The sequence below is a fragment of the Microbacterium sp. NRRL B-14842 genome, from assembly GCF_050470785.1.
Window position 1 is genome coordinate 1 of sequence record NZ_JBFLUM010000019.1, and the last position, 15,493, is coordinate 15,493.

16 protein-coding genes and 8 pseudogenes are annotated in these 15,493 nt (G+C 72.2%); 21 read left to right on the forward strand and 3 right to left on the reverse strand.

Translation table 11 applies throughout. From position 1 onward, the window contains the following. A pseudogene (locus AB1285_RS18665) lies at positions 1 to 322 on the forward strand (FliG C-terminal domain-containing protein); the annotation flags it as partial. Here the strand turns inward: AB1285_RS18665 and AB1285_RS18670 are convergent. Beyond that, positions 282 to 611 carry a hypothetical protein gene (locus AB1285_RS18670; RefSeq protein WP_429977623.1) on the reverse strand — a complete coding sequence of 110 codons (330 nt, stop codon included), beginning with the start codon at positions 609 to 611 and terminating at the stop codon, positions 282 to 284. The pseudogene AB1285_RS18665 and the gene AB1285_RS18670 sit on opposite strands and share 41 nt — an antisense overlap. Positions 612 to 705: 94 nt before the next feature. On the opposite strand from AB1285_RS18670, the gene AB1285_RS18675 reads away from it, so the two are divergent. From AB1285_RS18675 to AB1285_RS18705, 7 genes and pseudogenes are all read left to right on the forward strand, one after another. After that, positions 706 to 921 (forward strand): FliH/SctL family protein, encoded by a 216-nt coding sequence (locus AB1285_RS18675; RefSeq protein ID WP_429977624.1) that lies wholly within the window; start codon positions 706 to 708, stop codon positions 919 to 921. Then, positions 918 to 2,216: pseudogene (locus AB1285_RS18680) on the forward strand (FliI/YscN family ATPase). Before AB1285_RS18675 ends, AB1285_RS18680 begins: the two are co-directional and overlap by 4 nt. Then, positions 2,213 to 2,548 (forward strand): hypothetical protein, encoded by a 336-nt coding sequence (locus tag AB1285_RS18685; RefSeq protein WP_429977625.1) that lies wholly within the window; start codon positions 2,213 to 2,215, stop codon positions 2,546 to 2,548. Before AB1285_RS18680 ends, AB1285_RS18685 begins: the two are co-directional and overlap by 4 nt. 2 nt (positions 2,549 to 2,550) lie before the next feature. Next, positions 2,551 to 4,008 (forward strand): hypothetical protein, encoded by a 1,458-nt coding sequence (locus tag AB1285_RS18690; RefSeq protein ID WP_429977626.1) that lies wholly within the window; start codon positions 2,551 to 2,553, stop codon positions 4,006 to 4,008. A gap of 14 nt (positions 4,009 to 4,022) precedes the next feature. After that, positions 4,023 to 4,574, forward strand: a pseudogene (locus tag AB1285_RS18695) (flagellar hook capping FlgD N-terminal domain-containing protein); the annotation flags it as partial. Between the two features lie 217 nt (positions 4,575 to 4,791). Beyond that, complete coding sequence (locus AB1285_RS18700) at positions 4,792 to 5,109, forward strand: hypothetical protein (protein ID WP_429977627.1); 318 nt, start codon at positions 4,792 to 4,794, stop codon at positions 5,107 to 5,109. Positions 5,110 to 5,199: 90 nt separating this feature from the next. Then, a complete protein-coding gene (locus tag AB1285_RS18705) occupies positions 5,200 to 5,673 on the forward strand; it encodes a flagellar hook-basal body complex protein (RefSeq protein WP_429977628.1) in 474 nt (157 codons plus the stop codon). Positions 5,674 to 5,764: 91 nt separating this feature from the next. Here AB1285_RS18705 and AB1285_RS18710 read toward each other — a convergent pair whose 3' ends face one another. Both AB1285_RS18710 and AB1285_RS18715 read right to left on the reverse strand, forming a co-directional pair. Further along, entirely contained in the window at positions 5,765 to 6,604 is an 840-nt protein-coding gene (locus AB1285_RS18710; protein ID WP_429977629.1) for a M23 family metallopeptidase, read from the reverse strand. Between the two features lie 305 nt (positions 6,605 to 6,909). Then, positions 6,910 to 7,152 carry a hypothetical protein gene (locus AB1285_RS18715; RefSeq protein ID WP_429977630.1) on the reverse strand — a complete coding sequence of 81 codons (243 nt, stop codon included), beginning with the start codon at positions 7,150 to 7,152 and terminating at the stop codon, positions 6,910 to 6,912. A 218-nt stretch (positions 7,153 to 7,370) separates the two neighbouring features. Here AB1285_RS18715 and AB1285_RS18720 point away from each other — a divergent pair, with 218 nt between their 5' ends. The 13 genes and pseudogenes from AB1285_RS18720 to AB1285_RS18780 form a co-directional block, all read left to right on the forward strand. Beyond that, complete coding sequence (locus AB1285_RS18720; protein WP_187663401.1) at positions 7,371 to 7,625, forward strand: flagellar FlbD family protein; 255 nt, start codon at positions 7,371 to 7,373, stop codon at positions 7,623 to 7,625. Beyond that, entirely contained in the window at positions 7,625 to 8,437 is an 813-nt protein-coding gene (locus AB1285_RS18725; RefSeq protein WP_071327503.1) for a motility protein A, read from the forward strand. The genes AB1285_RS18720 and AB1285_RS18725 overlap by 1 nt, the downstream gene beginning before the upstream one ends. Then, on the forward strand, positions 8,434 to 9,243 hold the full coding sequence (locus tag AB1285_RS18730; protein ID WP_187663400.1) for an OmpA/MotB family protein: 810 nt from the start codon (positions 8,434 to 8,436) through the stop codon (positions 9,241 to 9,243). The genes AB1285_RS18725 and AB1285_RS18730 overlap by 4 nt, the downstream gene beginning before the upstream one ends. 49 nt (positions 9,244 to 9,292) lie before the next feature. Beyond that, a pseudogene (locus AB1285_RS18735) lies at positions 9,293 to 9,619 on the forward strand (flagellar motor switch protein FliM); the annotation flags it as partial. A gap of 85 nt (positions 9,620 to 9,704) precedes the next feature. Continuing rightward, a complete protein-coding gene (locus AB1285_RS18740; RefSeq protein ID WP_429977631.1) occupies positions 9,705 to 10,214 on the forward strand; it encodes a FliM/FliN family flagellar motor switch protein in 510 nt (169 codons plus the stop codon). Beyond that, positions 10,211 to 10,870: a flagellar motor switch protein FliN gene (gene fliN / locus AB1285_RS18745; protein WP_187663398.1), complete on the forward strand. Its 660-nt coding sequence runs from the start codon at positions 10,211 to 10,213 to the stop codon at positions 10,868 to 10,870. The genes AB1285_RS18740 and fliN overlap by 4 nt, the downstream gene beginning before the upstream one ends. A gap of 50 nt (positions 10,871 to 10,920) precedes the next feature. Next, positions 10,921 to 11,175 (forward strand): FliO/MopB family protein, encoded by a 255-nt coding sequence (locus AB1285_RS18750; RefSeq protein WP_429977632.1) that lies wholly within the window; start codon positions 10,921 to 10,923, stop codon positions 11,173 to 11,175. After that, positions 11,172 to 11,357, forward strand: coding sequence for a hypothetical protein (locus tag AB1285_RS18755; protein ID WP_429977633.1), 186 nt, complete (start codon positions 11,172 to 11,174; stop codon positions 11,355 to 11,357). Before AB1285_RS18750 ends, AB1285_RS18755 begins: the two co-directional genes overlap by 4 nt. Then, a pseudogene (gene fliP, locus AB1285_RS18760) lies at positions 11,354 to 12,201 on the forward strand (flagellar type III secretion system pore protein FliP). Before AB1285_RS18755 ends, fliP begins: the two are co-directional and overlap by 4 nt. Then, the gene (locus AB1285_RS18765) at positions 12,180 to 12,428 is read left to right on the forward strand and encodes a flagellar biosynthetic protein FliQ (RefSeq protein ID WP_429977634.1); all 249 of its coding nucleotides are present in this window, start codon (positions 12,180 to 12,182) and stop codon (positions 12,426 to 12,428) included. Before fliP ends, AB1285_RS18765 begins: the two are co-directional and overlap by 22 nt. 4 nt (positions 12,429 to 12,432) lie before the next feature. After that, a pseudogene (locus tag AB1285_RS18770) lies at positions 12,433 to 13,195 on the forward strand (flagellar biosynthetic protein FliR). Beyond that, positions 13,192 to 14,284, forward strand: a pseudogene (locus AB1285_RS18775) (EscU/YscU/HrcU family type III secretion system export apparatus switch protein). The pseudogenes AB1285_RS18770 and AB1285_RS18775 overlap by 4 nt, the downstream one beginning before the upstream one ends. Further along, a pseudogene (locus AB1285_RS18780) lies at positions 14,281 to 15,493 on the forward strand (FHIPEP family type III secretion protein); the annotation flags it as partial. The pseudogenes AB1285_RS18775 and AB1285_RS18780, both read left to right, overlap by 4 nt.

The window sequence follows — 15,493 nt, forward strand, 5'->3', positions numbered from 1 at the left end:
GACATCCGCTCGCGCATGTTCACGTTCGCGGACATCGTCAAGCTCGACGACCGGGACACCCAGCGCGTGCTGCGGGGCATGGACATCCGCTCCCTGGCTCTCGCCCTCAAGGGGGCCCAGCAGCCGATCGTCGACCTCATCCGCCCGCAACGTGTCCGAGCGCAACCGCGAGAACCTCGACGAGGAGGCCCGGACGCTGGGCCCGGTGCGCGTCTCCCAGGTCGAGGAGGCGCGGGCCGAGATCGTCCGGACGATCCGTGCCCTGGAGGCCGCGGGAGACATCACCGTGCAGCGGGCGGACGAGGACGAATATGTCTACTGACGCCTTCGCCCCCGCTGCGTTCCCCCGGCTCGGCGGCTCCGACCACCGGGCGGAACAGGAGCGCGCCCGCCGCCGCGGGTACGCGGAGGGACACGCCGCGGGCTTCCGGGCGGGCGCGGCCGACGCCGACGCCGCCCGTCGCGGCGCCGAGGCCGAGCTGGCCGAACGGGAGCGCGCCCGCGCCGCGGACGTCGCCGCCGCCGTCGCCGCCCTGCACGCCGCCGCGCGGTCCCTCGCCGCCCGAGAGGCGGAGCTGGAGTCCGCTGCGACGAGCCAGGTGCACTCCCATGCGATCGACCTCGCGGAACTGATCATCGCCGCGGAGCTGAGCGACGCAGGAGCGTCGGCCGCCGCCGCGGCCCGCCGCGCCCTGAGCGCGACCGATGCGGCCGCCGTACGTCGCTCTCCGTCTGCACCCGGACGACCTCCGCGTCCTCTCCGCGGAGGCCGGCGACGACATCTCCGGACTCACGCTGGTGCCCGACGAGACCCTCACCCGCGGCGACGCCGTGGCCGTGCTGGAGCACGGTGTCATCGACGCCAGGGTGGGGACCGCCCTCGACCGGGCGCGCCGCGCGGTCGCGGAGGCCGCGCCGTGAGCGCCTGGACGACGGTGCTCGAGGCGGCGCGTCCGGAACGGATCGGCGAGGTCTCGCAGGTCCGCGGCCTCAGCGTGCAGGTCCGCGGGCTCGACGGCGCCGTGGGGGACGTGGTGACGCTCGACGGCATCGACGCCGAGGTCGTCGCGACCGGGGAGGACGGGCTGCGCTGCATGCCGCTCGCCTCGGTCGCCGGGCTCACCGTCGGCGCCCCCGTGCGCGGCCGCGGGCGGCCCGGTGAGGGTTCCCACCGGATCGGCGCTGCTCGGCCGGGTCCTGGACGGGCTCGGACGCCCCATCGACGGGAAGGGTCCGCTCGCGGCGCCGCACGTGAGCCTGGATCACGACACCCCCTCGATCATGGAGCGCGACCGCATCGACACCGCGCTCCCCCTCGGCGTGCGCGCCCTCGACACCCTCGTCAGCGTCGGCCGCGGACAGCGCGTCGGCCTGTTCGCGGGGTCAGGGGTCGGGGAAGTCGTCGCTGCTGTCGATGATCGCCCGCGGCACCGAGGCCGAGGTCAACGTGATCGCCCTCGTCGGCGAGCGCGGTCGCGAGGTGCGGGAGTTCATCGAGGACGATCTGGGGCCGGAGGGACTCGCCCGCTCCGTCGTCATCGTCTCGACCTCGGACCAGCCCGCCATGGCCCGCATCCGTGCCGCGTTCACCGCCACTCGGATCGCGGAAGCCTTCCGTGACGAGGGCGCCCACGCGATCCTCATGATGGACTCGCTGACCCGGGTCGCGATGGCCCAGCGCGAGATCGGGCTCTCCGCGGGTTGAGCCGCCGGCCACCCGCGGCTACCCGCCGTCCACGTTCTCCCTCCTCGCCGGGTTGCTGGAGCGCGCCGGCACCGACCGCGCCGGGTCCATCACCGGCATCTACACCGTGCTCGTCGACGGCGACGATCACAACGAGCCCATCGCCGACACGGTCCGCTCCATCCTCGACGGCCACGTGGTGCTGGATCGCGCCCCTCGCCCTCGCCGGCCACCACCCCGCGATCGACGTCCCTCGGGTCCGTGTCCCGCGTGGCCGGCAAGATCACGAGTCCGGAGCGCCGTGCACAGGCGGCCACCCTCCGCGCCGTGCTCGCTGCCCGGACGCCGGGCGAACGACCTCATCGACATCGGCGCCTACCACGCCGGTGCCGACGCCCGCATCGATGCGGCGATCGCCCACGAGCGCGCCATCTCGGCCTTCCTCACCCAGCCGCTCGACGAGACGAGCGCGATCGAGGAGTCCTGGACGCGACTGGACGGCCTCGTCTCCGCCTTCGAGGGGGTGTCATGAGCAGAGGGTTCTCTCTCGCCGGTCTCCTGCGCGTGCGGGAGATCCAGGAGCGCGCCGCCGCGCAGCGCTCTCGCGCGCGGTCATCGACGCGCAGCACACCGAGGCCAGGGACCGGCCCTGCGCGCACACCTGGCCGGTACCGACACGGAGGCCGTCGACGTGCGCACCCTCGCTGCGCTCGCCGCGGCCCGGGTCTCCGGGCGGCGCTGCTCGCCGACCTCACCGCGCTGGCCGACCTCCAGCAGGAGACGGTCGCGGAGGCGCGGTCCGCCACGCGGACGCCCGGCGCACGCTCCGCGGCCTCGAACGACTCGCGGACAACCACGCGGTAGCCGTGCGGACGGCCGACCTGCACGCCGAGCAGGCGGAGCTCGACGAGATCGCCGCACGCATCGCGGACGGAGGGGACGGCATGACCGCGCTCGACCTCCTCACCGCCCTGGATGCCCGCCCCGTGCGTCCCTCCACCCCCAGCAGCACGCACCGGCTCACCCGGTGCGACCGCGTTCGCCGAGGCTGTGCGCGATGCGGTGCGGGAGACGGCATCCCCCGGTCCCGGTGCGACCGACGACCCCGGCAGCGCCGCGGAGACCACGACCGAGGCCGAGCCTGCGGCCACCGTTCCGGTCGAGGGCGCCGCGACCGTCTCAACCGCTGCTCCCGGCCCCGCCGACGCCCGCGGGTGCCGGCGCGCCACTCGTGCCAGCCCTCTTCCGCCGAATCGGACGCACCTCCGGCGACGACGGAGACACCCACGGCGGTCTCGCCTCCGCGCCTCCCGTCCGCCGCCGGGCAGGACGCCCTCCTCGTACCCGGCGAGGGCACGGCGGGCGCCGCGGCGACGCCCGCCTCCGGGGAGACCGCGGGTACCCCCTCCTCCGCCTCGCCGTCCGACGCCGGGGACGCCGTGGCGGCCCCCGCTCCTCCCGACGTCGGCGCCGCCGGTCGCACCGTCTCCGGACCCGGCGACCGTCCGACCGGGCCTGCGGCCCCCCACCCCGGGTCGAGAGACCGGAGAAGTCGCGCCCCCCGGCACCGCCGTCGGGAGCGGGACGGCCACAGGACCGGACGCCTCCCTGCCCCGAGTCTCCACGGCCGCGCCGGCTCGCACGTCGACCGTGCCCTCGACCTCTGCTGCAGAGGCGACGACCGCCGACGACGCGGTCCCGGTACCGGCGGCACCCTCGATCCCCGCATCGGTCGCCCCCGCCGGCCGCGGCCCCGCCGAGCGTCGATCCCGTGTGCCGCGGGGGCCGCTGCCTGCGCCCCCGAGCCCGGTCGCCGCCACCGCTCTCGCCCCCGCGGCACCGCCGAGAGCGCGGTCGCCGCGCCGCCCGCCCAGCTCTCCTCCCGCAGGTGGCGGCCCCCGTGGTGTCCCCTCGCCCAGGCCCCGGACGGGGACCACCGGATCACGCTGACCGTCTCGCCGGAGAACCTCGGCCCCGTGACCGTGCGCGCCCTCATCGCCGGGTCCACGATCCGCATCGAGCTGCACGCCCCCGGCGAGCTCGGGCGGGACGCGCTGCGCGCCATCCTCGGCGACCTCCGTCGTGATCTCGCGATCGCCGCTCCGCAGGCGACACCTCAGCCTCACCACGTCGGACGGCTCGCCCTCCTCGCCGCAGCACGGAGGGACGGGCGGTCAGACCGGGAACGGCGGCGCCGATGCCCAGCGGCACCAGGCGGCCGCGCGCGCCTCCGCCGTCCCGCCGACGCCGGCAGAAGTTCCACCCCCGCCCCCTCCCCGCACCGCCCGTCGCTCCGCTCGGCGGCATCGACGTCTACGGCCTGACCAGAGAGGACCCCATGACCACGGTCGACTCCATCACCGGCACCCTCCCGCCGGGTGCCACGCCGACGTCCGGTGTGCAGACCGGCAGCACGACCCCGGCGACCGAGCGCAAGAAGACGCTCGACTCCGAGGTGTTCCTCAAGCTGCTCGTGACCCAGCTCACCAACCAGGACCCGAGCTCCCCCATGAACACGAACGAGATGATCTCGCAGACCACAGCAGCTCGCCTCCATGGAGCAGCTGACGGCGCTCGCCTCGACGAGCACCGAGAGCTTCGCGCTCAGCATGCGGCAGACCGCCGCCGCCCTCCTCGGCCAGGAGGCGCAGTACGTCGACGCCGACGGTGTCACCCAGAAGGGCATCGTCACCGCGGTCTCCTATGCGGGAGCCATCCCCACCGTGACCATCGGCGAGAAGTCGATCCCCCTCGACGCCGTCTCCGGCGTCTCCCCTCGTCCCCGGCACCGCTGCCTGACCCCGCTCCCCAGAAAGGCATCACCATGCTCCGTTCCCTCTTCTCCGGAATCTCCGGACTCCGCTCGCACCAGACCATGCTCGACGTCACGGGCAACAACATCGCCAACGTCAACACGACCGGCTTCAAGGCCTCGTCCGTGCAGTTCCAGGACTCCCTCTCGCAGCTGCTGCGCAACTCGATGCTGCCGCAGCAGGCGACGGGCGGACAGAACCCGGCCCAGGTCGGGCTCGGTGTGCAGGTCGCCGGCATCAGCACCAACTTCGCCGGCGGCGCCCCAGCAGCCGACCGGCGTTCCCACCGACCTGATGATCTCGGGCGACGGGTTCTTCGTCGTCCGCTCCGGTGGCGAGACGCTGTACACCCGCAACGGCGGCTTCACCTTCGACGCGAGCGGCCGTCTGGTCGGCGCCGGCGGCGCGCTCGTCCAGGGGTGGACGGCGCGCAACGGCGCGATCGTCCCCGGCCAGGGCATCGGCGACATCAACCCTCCCGGTCGGCGCCCTCAGCCCCGGCCGCGGCCACCACCACCGCGCGCGCCACGGGCAACCTGCCCTCCGGCGCCCCGGTCGGCGAGACGCTCGTGCGCGACATCAAGACGTACGGCGCCGACGGCTCCGCCTTGACCCTGCGACTGACTCTTCACGCGCAGCGCGACCGGGTGGGATGTCACGGACGGCGCGGGCGCGAGCACCGCGCTGACCTTCACCAACGGCGTGCAGAACGGCGCCGGCAGCATCGTGTCCGGCGGCGTCACCGTCGACCTGTCCGGGGTGACCGGTTTCGCCGACGTCAGCGACATCGCCATCAAGGAGCAGAACGGCAAGCCGGCCGGCACGCTGAGCTCCTACGCCCTGACGAACGACGGCAGCCTCGTCGGCACGTTCAGCAACGGCGACACCCAGGTGCTGGCCCGCATCGCGCTCGCCGGCTTCGTCAACCCCGGGGGTCTGGAGAAGGTCGGCTCGTCGCAGTTCCGTCCGAGCGGCAACTCGGGTCAGGCCGAGCTCGGACAGCCCGGCACCGGCGGCCTGGGCGGCATCATCAGCGGTGCTCTGGAGATGTCGAACGTCGACCTCTCCCAGGAGTTCACGAACCTCATCGTCGCGCAGCGCGGTTTCCAGGCGAACGCCCGCATCATCACCACCAGCGACGAGGTCCTCCAGGAGCTCACCATCCTCAAGCGCTGACCCCTCCCGAGACCCCGCTTTCGCGCCGAGGCCCCGCCGTATCCACGTGATACGGCGGGGCCTCGGCGACAACACGGGGTTTCGGGCGCCTTCAGACGTAGATGCCGCGCTGCTCCATGAAGCGCACGGGGTTCGTGTACCCGCCGTTGATGTAGACCTCGAAGTGGAGGTGGCATCCGAACGATCGCCCGGTGTCACCGGCATAGGCGATGACCTGGCCGGAGCGCACCCACTGTCCGCTGCGCACGTTGATGCCGCCCGGCTTGATGTGGGCGTATCCCGTGCTGATGCCGCCGCCGTGCTGGATGCGGATGTAGTTGCCGTAGTTCCCGTTCGGTCCGGCATAGTCGACCGTGCCGGAGTTCGCGGCGTAGATCGCGGCGCCGCAGCCGTTGGCAAGGTCCGCACCGTAGTGGAAACTCGACGAGCAGCCCTGAGGACCGCAGATGGGGGTGCGCGGGCCGTAGCTCGAGCTGCGCGCGCCGCCGTGCGGGCGGACCCAGCCACCGTTGCCCGCGGAGCCGCCGCCACCACCGCCGCCACCGCCACCGCCACCACCGCCGCTGGTCCCCCGAGCGGCAGCTGCCGCCGCCGCGGCCGCCGCAGCCGCCTCGCGCTTGCGGCGGGCTTCCTCTTCCGCCCGGCCGCCTCGACGCCCGCCTTGGTACCCGCGACCGTCTTGGTCGTGGTGTCCTTGAGGGCCGCCAGCTGCGCCTTGAGGGTCTCGAGGTTCGCCGCCTGCTCGTCGAGTGCGGCCTGCGCGGCGTCCGCGGCCTGCTGCGCCGCGGACCATCTTCTGCTCGGCGACCTGCTGCAGGCGGTCGCGCTCGTCCCGGGCGACGTCGGCCTGCGCCGTCAGCGCCTGGGCGGTGTCGCGCGCCGAGACGGCGTTGTCGTAGGTGGTCTGGTTGTACTCGAGGAACTTGTTCATCGTGCCGAGCGCGACAGGAGTTCGTCGGCGTTGGCGCCTGACCCTGCGAAGAACAGCTCCAGAGCTGGTGTCGTCCCCCGCCGCTGCGGTACAGCTGGGCGGCGACCTGACCGGCTTTCTTCGCCGTCTCCTCCGCGAGCGCCGACTGCTCGTCGGCCTGAGCCTGCAGGGTCTCCGCCTCCGTGATGGCCGCGAAGTACGCCTGCTGGGCCTCGTAGAACTCGTCCGACGCGACCTGTGCCGCCGCCTGGGTCTCGGCGACCTTGCGCTCGAGGGACTGGATCAGCCCCTGGATCCGGGTGACCTCACCGGCCTTGGCCGCCCTCGTTGTTCTTCGCCCGCTGGACGTCGTCCCAGCTCGGGTAGGACGCGGCGTGCGCGGCGGTGACGCCGGACCCGACGCCGAAGGCGGCGAGCGCGACCACGCCCAGCGCCCCGATCCCGAAGGCGCTGCGGCGGCTGACCGGCTGGCGCCACAGCGCGCCCCGCTCGGCCGCCGTCGGCGCGCAGCCGCATTCCTCGGCCGCCGTCGCCGCGGCCTTCTCCACGTTCCGATCCCGCACAAGGCTCCCTTCGCCCGCTGCTCATCGTCCCCCGCCCCTGATCCCTATCGGCGACGACGCGCCCGTCGTGAGGAAGATCCCCGTCCGCTCGGGCACCGGCGCTAACGACGCGCAGCGCCCGGCCGACAGTCCCCTCCGACAGCCCAGGACGGGCCGTCGGTTCCCCGCTTCCGGGCGGGGCGAGCTTTTCCAGGATGGAGCCCATGATCGTCCTCACGCGCCTGAACCGTTCCCGGTTCGCGGTGAACCCCGACCTGATCGAACGTGTCCAGGCCACGCCGGACACGACGATCACGATGGTCGACGGCGCGACCTTCGTCGTCACGGAGACGATGGACGACGTGATCGCCCGCATCACCCGGTTCCGCGCCGGTGTCCTCGCGACCGCCGCCGCGCTGGTCGCGGCCGGCACCGAGGACCCCCTGCCCGGCGCTGACGTGACGGGAGGGGACGCCTGATGGATCCGTCTCTCATCCTCGGGCTCGTCCTCGCGTTCGGCGCCCTGATCGCCATGATCAACCTGGAGGGAGCGACGGTCGGGTCGCTCCTGCTCCCGGCTCCCATGGTGCTCGTCTTCGGCGCCACGATCGCGGTCGGGCTCGCCAGCGGCACGCTGCGCGACGCCCTGCACGCCGTGAAGTCCCTCCCCCGCGCCTTCCGCGGCGAGCGGCGCACCGCGCAGAGCACGATCGACACCGTGGTCGGCTACGCGGAGAAGGCCCGCTCCGAGGGCCTGCTCGCGCTGGAGCAGGGTCTGGACGAGGAGAAGGACCCGTTCCTGCGGCAGGCCCTGCAGAGCATCGCCGACGGCACGGACGCGGAGGACCTGCGGGTGCTCCTCGAGGACGAGCTCACGTCCACCGCCGCCCGGAACCGCACCGCCTCGCGCTTCTACATGACCCTCGGCGGGTTCGCTCCCACGGTGGGCATCATCGGCACGGTGGTCAGCCTCACCCACGTGCTGGAGAAGCTCGACAAGCCGGACACGCTCGGCCCGATGATCGCCGCGGCCTTCGTCGCCACGCTGTGGGGCCTGCTGTCGGCGAACTTCATCTGGCTGCCGATCGGCGGCCGGCTGCAGCGCCTCGGCGAGCTGGAGCTCGAACGCATGACGGTGCTGATGGAGGGCATGCTCGCCGTGCAGGCCGGCGCCGCCCCCGCCCACGTCCGCGAACGTCTGAGCGCGCTCGTCTCCGACCGCTCCCCCGGCCGCTCCCGCCGCCGCGAGCAGCCCGCGGAGACGGAGGCGCACGAGGACCTCTTCTCATGAGCGTGCGCACCCGACGCCGTGTCCAGGAGTCCGAGCACAGCGGACCGGACGAGCGCTGGATGGCGTCCTACCTCGACATGGTGACGGTGCTCATGTGCATGTTCATCGTGCTGTTCGCGATGTCGACGGTCGACCAGGAGAAGTTCGAGGCCCTCAGCGCCTCGCTCGCGACGGGTTTCGGCCAGGAGCCCTCGGACGACGTCGACGTGACCAGCGGCGTGGTCGTGCCTCCGGAGCTCATCGACGACGAGGGCCAGGACTTCGCCGACACGGGCCTGGAGGCCGCGGAGCGCGAGTTCGACGAGCTGTCCGCCCTGCGCGAGCGGCTGCGTCAGGTCCTCGCGGAGCGGGGACTGGAGACCGACGTCACCTTCACGATCGATGAGCGCGGGCTGACCATCGGACTGGTGAGCGCGGAGACCTTCTTCACCACCAACAGCACGGATCTCAGTCCGGCCGCGACGCAGGTGCTGGACGCCCTGGGTTCGGTCCTCGTCTCCGCGCCGAACGAGATCTCGGTGGAGGGGCACGCCGACGCCCGCGGCTCGGTCGCACCCTTCCCGACCAACTGGGAGCTCTCGGCGGGACGCTCCACCCAGGTGTTGCGCTATCTCGTGGAGGCAGCCGGCCTGCCCCCCGCACATCTCAAATCCGTGGGCTTCGGCGACACCCGTCCGGTGGCCGCCGGGAGCACCCCCGAGCAGCTCGCCGAGAACCGCCGCGTGGACATCGTCATCCTCTCCGACGCCAGCGAGGAGGTGCGAGCGCTGATCCCTGCCGCGGGTGCTGCGCAGACCTCCCCCTGACCTGCCCCTAACGCACGCCGATCACCGCCCGATAGTCGGGTTCGTGGTGATGGATGACGGCGTGCGCTCGCGAGTGCGCGCGGAAACGGCGACCGCCGACGTCGAGGTCTACGACTTCGGCCGGGCGGCGACGCTGTCGCGCGAGCACGCCCGCACCCTGGAGCTCGCCTTCGAGACGTTCGCCCGGCAATGGTCGGCCCAGCTCTCGGGCAAGATCCACGTGCGCGCGACCATCGCCGTCGAGCACGTGGGCATGCTCACGTACGGCGAATACGCGCAGTCGCTGCCCACGACCACGACCATGATCGTGTGCGCGCTGCCGGATTCCGACGAGCGCCTGATCGTGCAGGTGCCGATCCCGACCGCGACCTCCTGGATCGTGCAGATGGTCGGCGGCCGGGTCACCGCCACCGCCGAGGACCGCACGTTCACACCCGATCGAGCAGGCGCTGATCCGGTCGTTGATCGGCGACGCGATCGATCACCTCACCGGCAGCCTCGACGGGCTGCTGCCCACCGGGGTCGCCGTCGCCGGCATCCAGTACAGCTCCCAGTTCGCGCAGGTCGCCGCCGCCGGGGAGCCGGTGATCGTGGCGCGTCTGTCGATGCGCCACGGCGGCCGGACCGTCCCCGCCAGCATCATGCTCCCCGCCTCGGTGCTCGCCGGCTTCGCGGTGCGCGCCTCCGACGCCGACCGCTCCGAGACCCCCGGTCTCGTGCGCCGCCAGGTGGAATCGACTCCGGTCGAGATCGCGCTCCGGCTGGCACCGCGGACCGTGCTGCCCCGTGAGGTGCTCGACCTCGCCGTCGGGGATCTGCTGCCCCTGCCGCATGCCGCCGACCGTCCGATGCTCCTCACCGTCGGCGATCAGACCGTCGCGACGGCGGCCGTCGGCAGTGCCGGTGCCCGCCTCGCCTGCGTCGTGACCGCCACCGTCCCCGAAACCGCCCCCGCTCAGGAGTCCGCGTGATCAGCACCACCGCCTACGAGTCCGCCGTCGCCGCCGCGTTCGCGGCGCGACTGCCCACCGCCGCACCGGTCACCGCCCGCGCCTCCCAGGCGTCCGGGGATACCGGGGAGGCCGTCGTGGCGCAGTTCGTCGGAGAGGCGAGCGCGCAGCTCGCCGTGCAGCTCCTCGACGCCGACGTGCTGGTCGACGGCCTCGGGGACCGTCCGCTCACGGACCGGCTCCTGGATGCGCTCGAGGCCGCCGCGACCGCCCTCGGCCCTGGGCTGCTGGGCGAGGCGGCGGTCGGCGACGCCTCGGCCGTCTTCGCCGACCCGCAGACCCAGCTCTTCGACCTCGTGGACCACACCGAGCGGACCATCGGCCGACTCGCGGTGCGGATCACGCATCGCCCGGCGCGTCCGACGGGAGCCGACGGCCGCCTGCACCGCATCGCGGGCGTCGAGATGGAGCTCACGGTGGAGATCGGCCGCACCCGCATGGCGGTCCGCGACGTGCTCGACCTCGAGCCGGGTCGCATCGTGGAGCTCGACCGCTCCGCGGGAGCCCCGGCGGACGTCAAGCTCAACGGACGCACGATCGCACACGGCGAGGTCGTCGTCGTGGATCAGGACTACGCGGTGCGGATCACCCGCATCCTCGAGAACGTCGAGGCCTGACCCTGGACGACCTCCTGCTCGCGCTGCGGGTCGGGCTGTCGCTCGCCGCAGTGCTCGGGCTGCTCTGGTTCCTGCAGCGCCGGGTGTCGAAGACCCAGGCGCGGCGCCGTGACGCGGAGGCGATCACGGTGCTCGGACGCCAGGGCATCGGCCCGAAGGCGCAGCTCGTGGTCGTGCAGACCGACGACGCGCGCTACGTGCTCGGGGTCACCGAGCACGGCGTGAGCGTGGTCGACCGTCTCCCCGTCCGACCCGAGCTCCGGGACACCTCGGAGACGACATCGCGTCCGAGCGCGATCCGGTGAGCGACGACGCCGAGTTCGACCGCATCCTCGCCGCGGCCGCCCTCACCGGTAACCCGGCAGCGGGCACCGCCGCACCGGAGCTCCGTCGCCGCGTACGGCACCGCAACGACCCGCTCCGCGGTTCCATCCTCTCCCCCGATACCTGGCGGCAGACCGCCGAGGCCCTCCGGCGCGCCCGATGAGCGCGAGCCGTGCCGTCGATCGCGCTCGCGCCTCGCGGCTCCTCGTCGTCGTCGCGGGCGCGATCCTCCTGGCCCTGGTCCTCGTCGTCGTCACCGGCGGCGCCGCGCACGCCGAGATCACCCCGGACGACGGGGAGGGCGTGACGATCGACATCAACGGGATCGACGGCGGGCCGTCCGGATCGATCCTCACCCTCCTGGGGATCACGCTGCTGTCGGTGGCCCCCGCGCTGCTGCTGATGATGACGTCGTTCACGAAGATCTTCGTGGTGCTCGCCATGACCAGGAACGCGCTGTCCCTCCCCACCATCCCGCCGAACCAGGTGCTGGCCGGGCTGTCGCTCTTCCTGTCGCTGTTCATCATGTGGCCGGTCCTGACCGAGATCAACACGCTGGCCGTCCAGCCGTACATCGACGGCGCGCTCACGTTCACGCAGGCCGTCGACGTCGGGCAGGGCCCGCTGCGGGAGTGGATGCTGCACTACACCCGCGAGGAGGACCTCGCGCTGATGACCCGTATGGCCGCGCAGGACAACCCGGAGGACCCCGCGAGCGTGCCGATGTACACGCTCATCCCCGCGTTCATGATCTCGGAGCTCCGGGCCGCGTTCATCATCGGCTTCGTGATCTTCGTGCCGTTCCTCGTGATCGACCTCGTGGTGGCCGCGGCGCTGATGTCGATGGGCATGATGATGCTCCCGCCGGTCATGATCTCACTCCCGTTCAAGATCCTGCTGTTCATCCTCGTCGACGGCTGGGGCTCATCATCAAAGCCCTCCTGGAGAGCTACGGAGGTGTGGATGAGCCCGAGCCGTCCTCGACATCGGCGCCCAAGGGCTGCTGATCGCGGCCAAGCTCGCCGCACCGATGCTGATCACGGCGCTCGTGGTGGGCTTCGCGATCTCGCTGCTGCAGTCCATCACCCAGGTGCAGGAGGTGACGCTGTCGTTCGTGCCGAAGATCGTCGCCGTCGGCATCGCCCTGCTCATCGCCGGGAACTGGATGATCGCCGAGATCATCGCCTTCACGAACGAGATGTTCGCCCGCATCCCGTCTCTGCTGAGCGGATGAGCCCGTGTTCATCCCGATCGACTTCGCGTGGCTGGAGGCCACGCTGCTCGCCGCCGTGCGGATCACGGCGTTCATCATGATCGCCCCGCCGTTCTCGTACCGGGCGATCCCGGTGCGGGTGAAGGCGATGCTCTCGATCGGACTGTCCCTCGCGGTGGGTGCCGCGGTCGCCCCGGGCTACGAGAGCCTCGACACGGGGCCGTTCCTCGGCGCACTCGTGATCCAGCTCCTCACCGGTGCTCTGCTGGGCTTCCTCGTGCTGCTCTGCTTCTCCGCGGTGCAGGCCGCGGGCAGCCTGATCGACGTGTTCGGCGGGTTCCAGCTCGCCCAGGCCTTCGACCCGGCGGCGATGGTCAACGGCGCGCAGTTCACCCGGCTGTTCCACCTGACGGCGCTCACGCTGCTCTTCGCCTCCGGCGGCTATCAGCTCATCCTCGCCGGGCTCGCCCGCAGCTTCGACGCCGTTCCGGTCGACGGCATCTTCCGGGTGGCGGGACCGACCGAGCTGCTCGTCGACGGGGTGTCCCAGATGGTGCTGGCGGCCGTGCAGATCGCCGGCCCTCTGGTGCTGGTGCTCTTCCTCGCCGATGTCGGGCTCGGGCTCATCACGCGTGTGGCGCCGGCACTCAACGCCTTCGCGATGGGCTTCCCGGTCAAGATCCTGCTGACGCTCCTGCCTCGCCGGTGCCGTGTACGTCGCGTTCCCCGGCATCGTCGACGCCCTCGCCACCCAGGCCTTCCGCGTGATGCAGGGGGTGACGCCGTGAGCGGGTCGGACAGCGGCGAGCGCAGCGAGAAGGCCACCGAGAAGCACCTCCGCGAGGCCAGGCAGAAGGGCCGGATCGCCCGGAGCCAGGACCTGACGGCGTGGCTCGGCATCGGCGCCGCCGCCGTCATGATGCCCGCCGCCATCGCCGCGGGGACAGGCGCCGGCACCGAGCAGCTCATCTCCCTCACCTCGCTCATGCAGGCGCCCTCACCCGACGCCGCCCTCGCGGCCCTCGGGCGGGCCCTCGCCTCGGTGCTGCCGACCCTGGGGGCGCTGCTCGCCGCGGTCGCGATCGTGACGCTGTTCGGTGCGGTGGTGCAGGGCGGCGTGCATCTGCGGAAGCTGTCCGGGCGTTACGAGCAGTTCAACCTCGTCTCCGGGGTCCGGCGGGTGTTCGGCCTGCAGGCCCTCTGGGAGGGGGCGAAGGCCCCTGCTGAAGACGGCCGCCATCGCCCTCGCCCTGTGGGTCGTCATCGCCGGCCTCATGCCCGTGCTCACCGCGAGCGGCGCCCACTCCATCTCCCGGCTGCTCGGCACCGCGGCGGACGGGACCGCCGCGCTGCTGCAGACTGCGATCGCGGTGGGCCTGGTGCTCGCGGCCATCGACCTGTTCGTGGTGATGCGTCGCAACCGCAAGCACACCCGCATGACCAAACGCGAGGTGCGCGACGAGAACAAGAACTCCGAGGGCGATCCGCTCATCCGCCAGCAGCGCCGGTCGCGCCAGCTCGCGGTGAGCCGCAACCGCATGATCGCCGCGGTCGCCGGCTCCGACGTCGTGGTCGTCAACCCCACGCACATCGCCATCGCCTTGGAGTACGACCCCGGCACGTCCGCGCCCAAGGTCGTGGCGAAGGGCAGCGGGGTCATCGCCGAGCGCATCCGCGAGAAGGCGCTCGAGTCCGGCGTCCCCCTCGTCCGTGACGTCACCCTCGCCCGAGCCCTGCACGCGGCGTGCGAGCTGGGTCAGGAGATCCCCGAAGACCTCTACAACGCCGTGGCACGCGTGCTCGTGTTCGTCGACGCGCTCCGGCGCCGAGGCGCCGCCCGCGGCATCCACTCTCTCCCGTATCGGAGGACCGTATGAAGAAGCTGCTCATCACGCTCGGGGTGCCGATCGGCGTCGTCGGCATCATCATGCTGCTCGTCGTCCCGGTGCCGCCGTTCCTGCTCGACGTGCTGATCATCCTCAACATCATGTTCGCGCTGGTCATCCTGCTGACCTCGATGTTCGTGAAGAAGCCGCTCGACTTCTCGGTGTTCCCCTCGCTGCTGCTCGTGGCGACGCTGTTCCGGCTGGGGCTGAACGTCGCCTCCACCCGCCTCGTCCTCGGCGAGGCATATGCGGGACAGGTGATCGAGGCGTTCGGGGCGATCGCGGTGGGCGGCTCGCTCATCATCGGCGCCGTGGTCTTCCTCATCCTCGTCGTCATCCAGTTCGTCGTGGTGACCAAGGGTGCAGAGCGCGTGGCCGAGGTGGGCGCCCGGTTCACGCTCGACGCGATGCCGGGCAAGCAGATGGCCATCGACGCCGATCTCAACGCCGGCCTCATCAGCGACACCGAGGCCCGCGAACGCCGGGCGGAGGTGGCGGCCGAGTCCGACTTCTACGGGGCGATGGACGGCGCCTCGAAGTTCGTCAAGGGCGACGCGATCGCCGGACTCGTCATCATCATCATCACCTCGTCGGCGGCATCGCGATCGGCCTCGTGCAGCACGGCATGTCGATCGACCAGGCGGTGAGCACCTACAGCCTGCTCACGATCGGCGACGGCCTCGTCACGCAGATCCCCGCCCTGCTCATGGCGGTCTCGACCGGCATGATCGTCACCCGCTCGACCGCCGAGGCCGAGATGGGATCGGCCGCGTCCACGCAGCTCGGCCAGTCGCGCAACGCCCTCATCATCGCGGGATGCGCGGCCATCGTCATGTCGCTCATCCCGCACATGCCGATGCTCCCCTTCCTGGTGATCGGCGCCCTGCTGCTCCTCATCGCGCAGCGCATCACCGCGACCCGCAAGCGCGAGGAGGCGGAGGCCGCACAGGCCCCGGCTCCCGCGCCGGTGGACCAGCCCGAGGAGCTCATCGAGCGCATGCGGGTGCATCCTCTGGAGATCCTGCTCGCCCCCGACATCGTCGACCTGGTCACCGGCGGACCCGACGACCTCCTCGCCCGGGTGAAGGCGCTGCGGCGCCGCATCGCACTCGACCTCGGTCTGGTCACCCCGCCGTGCGCACGAGGGACAGCATCGAACTCCCCCAGGCGACGTACGTCATCCGCATCGCCGGTGTCGAG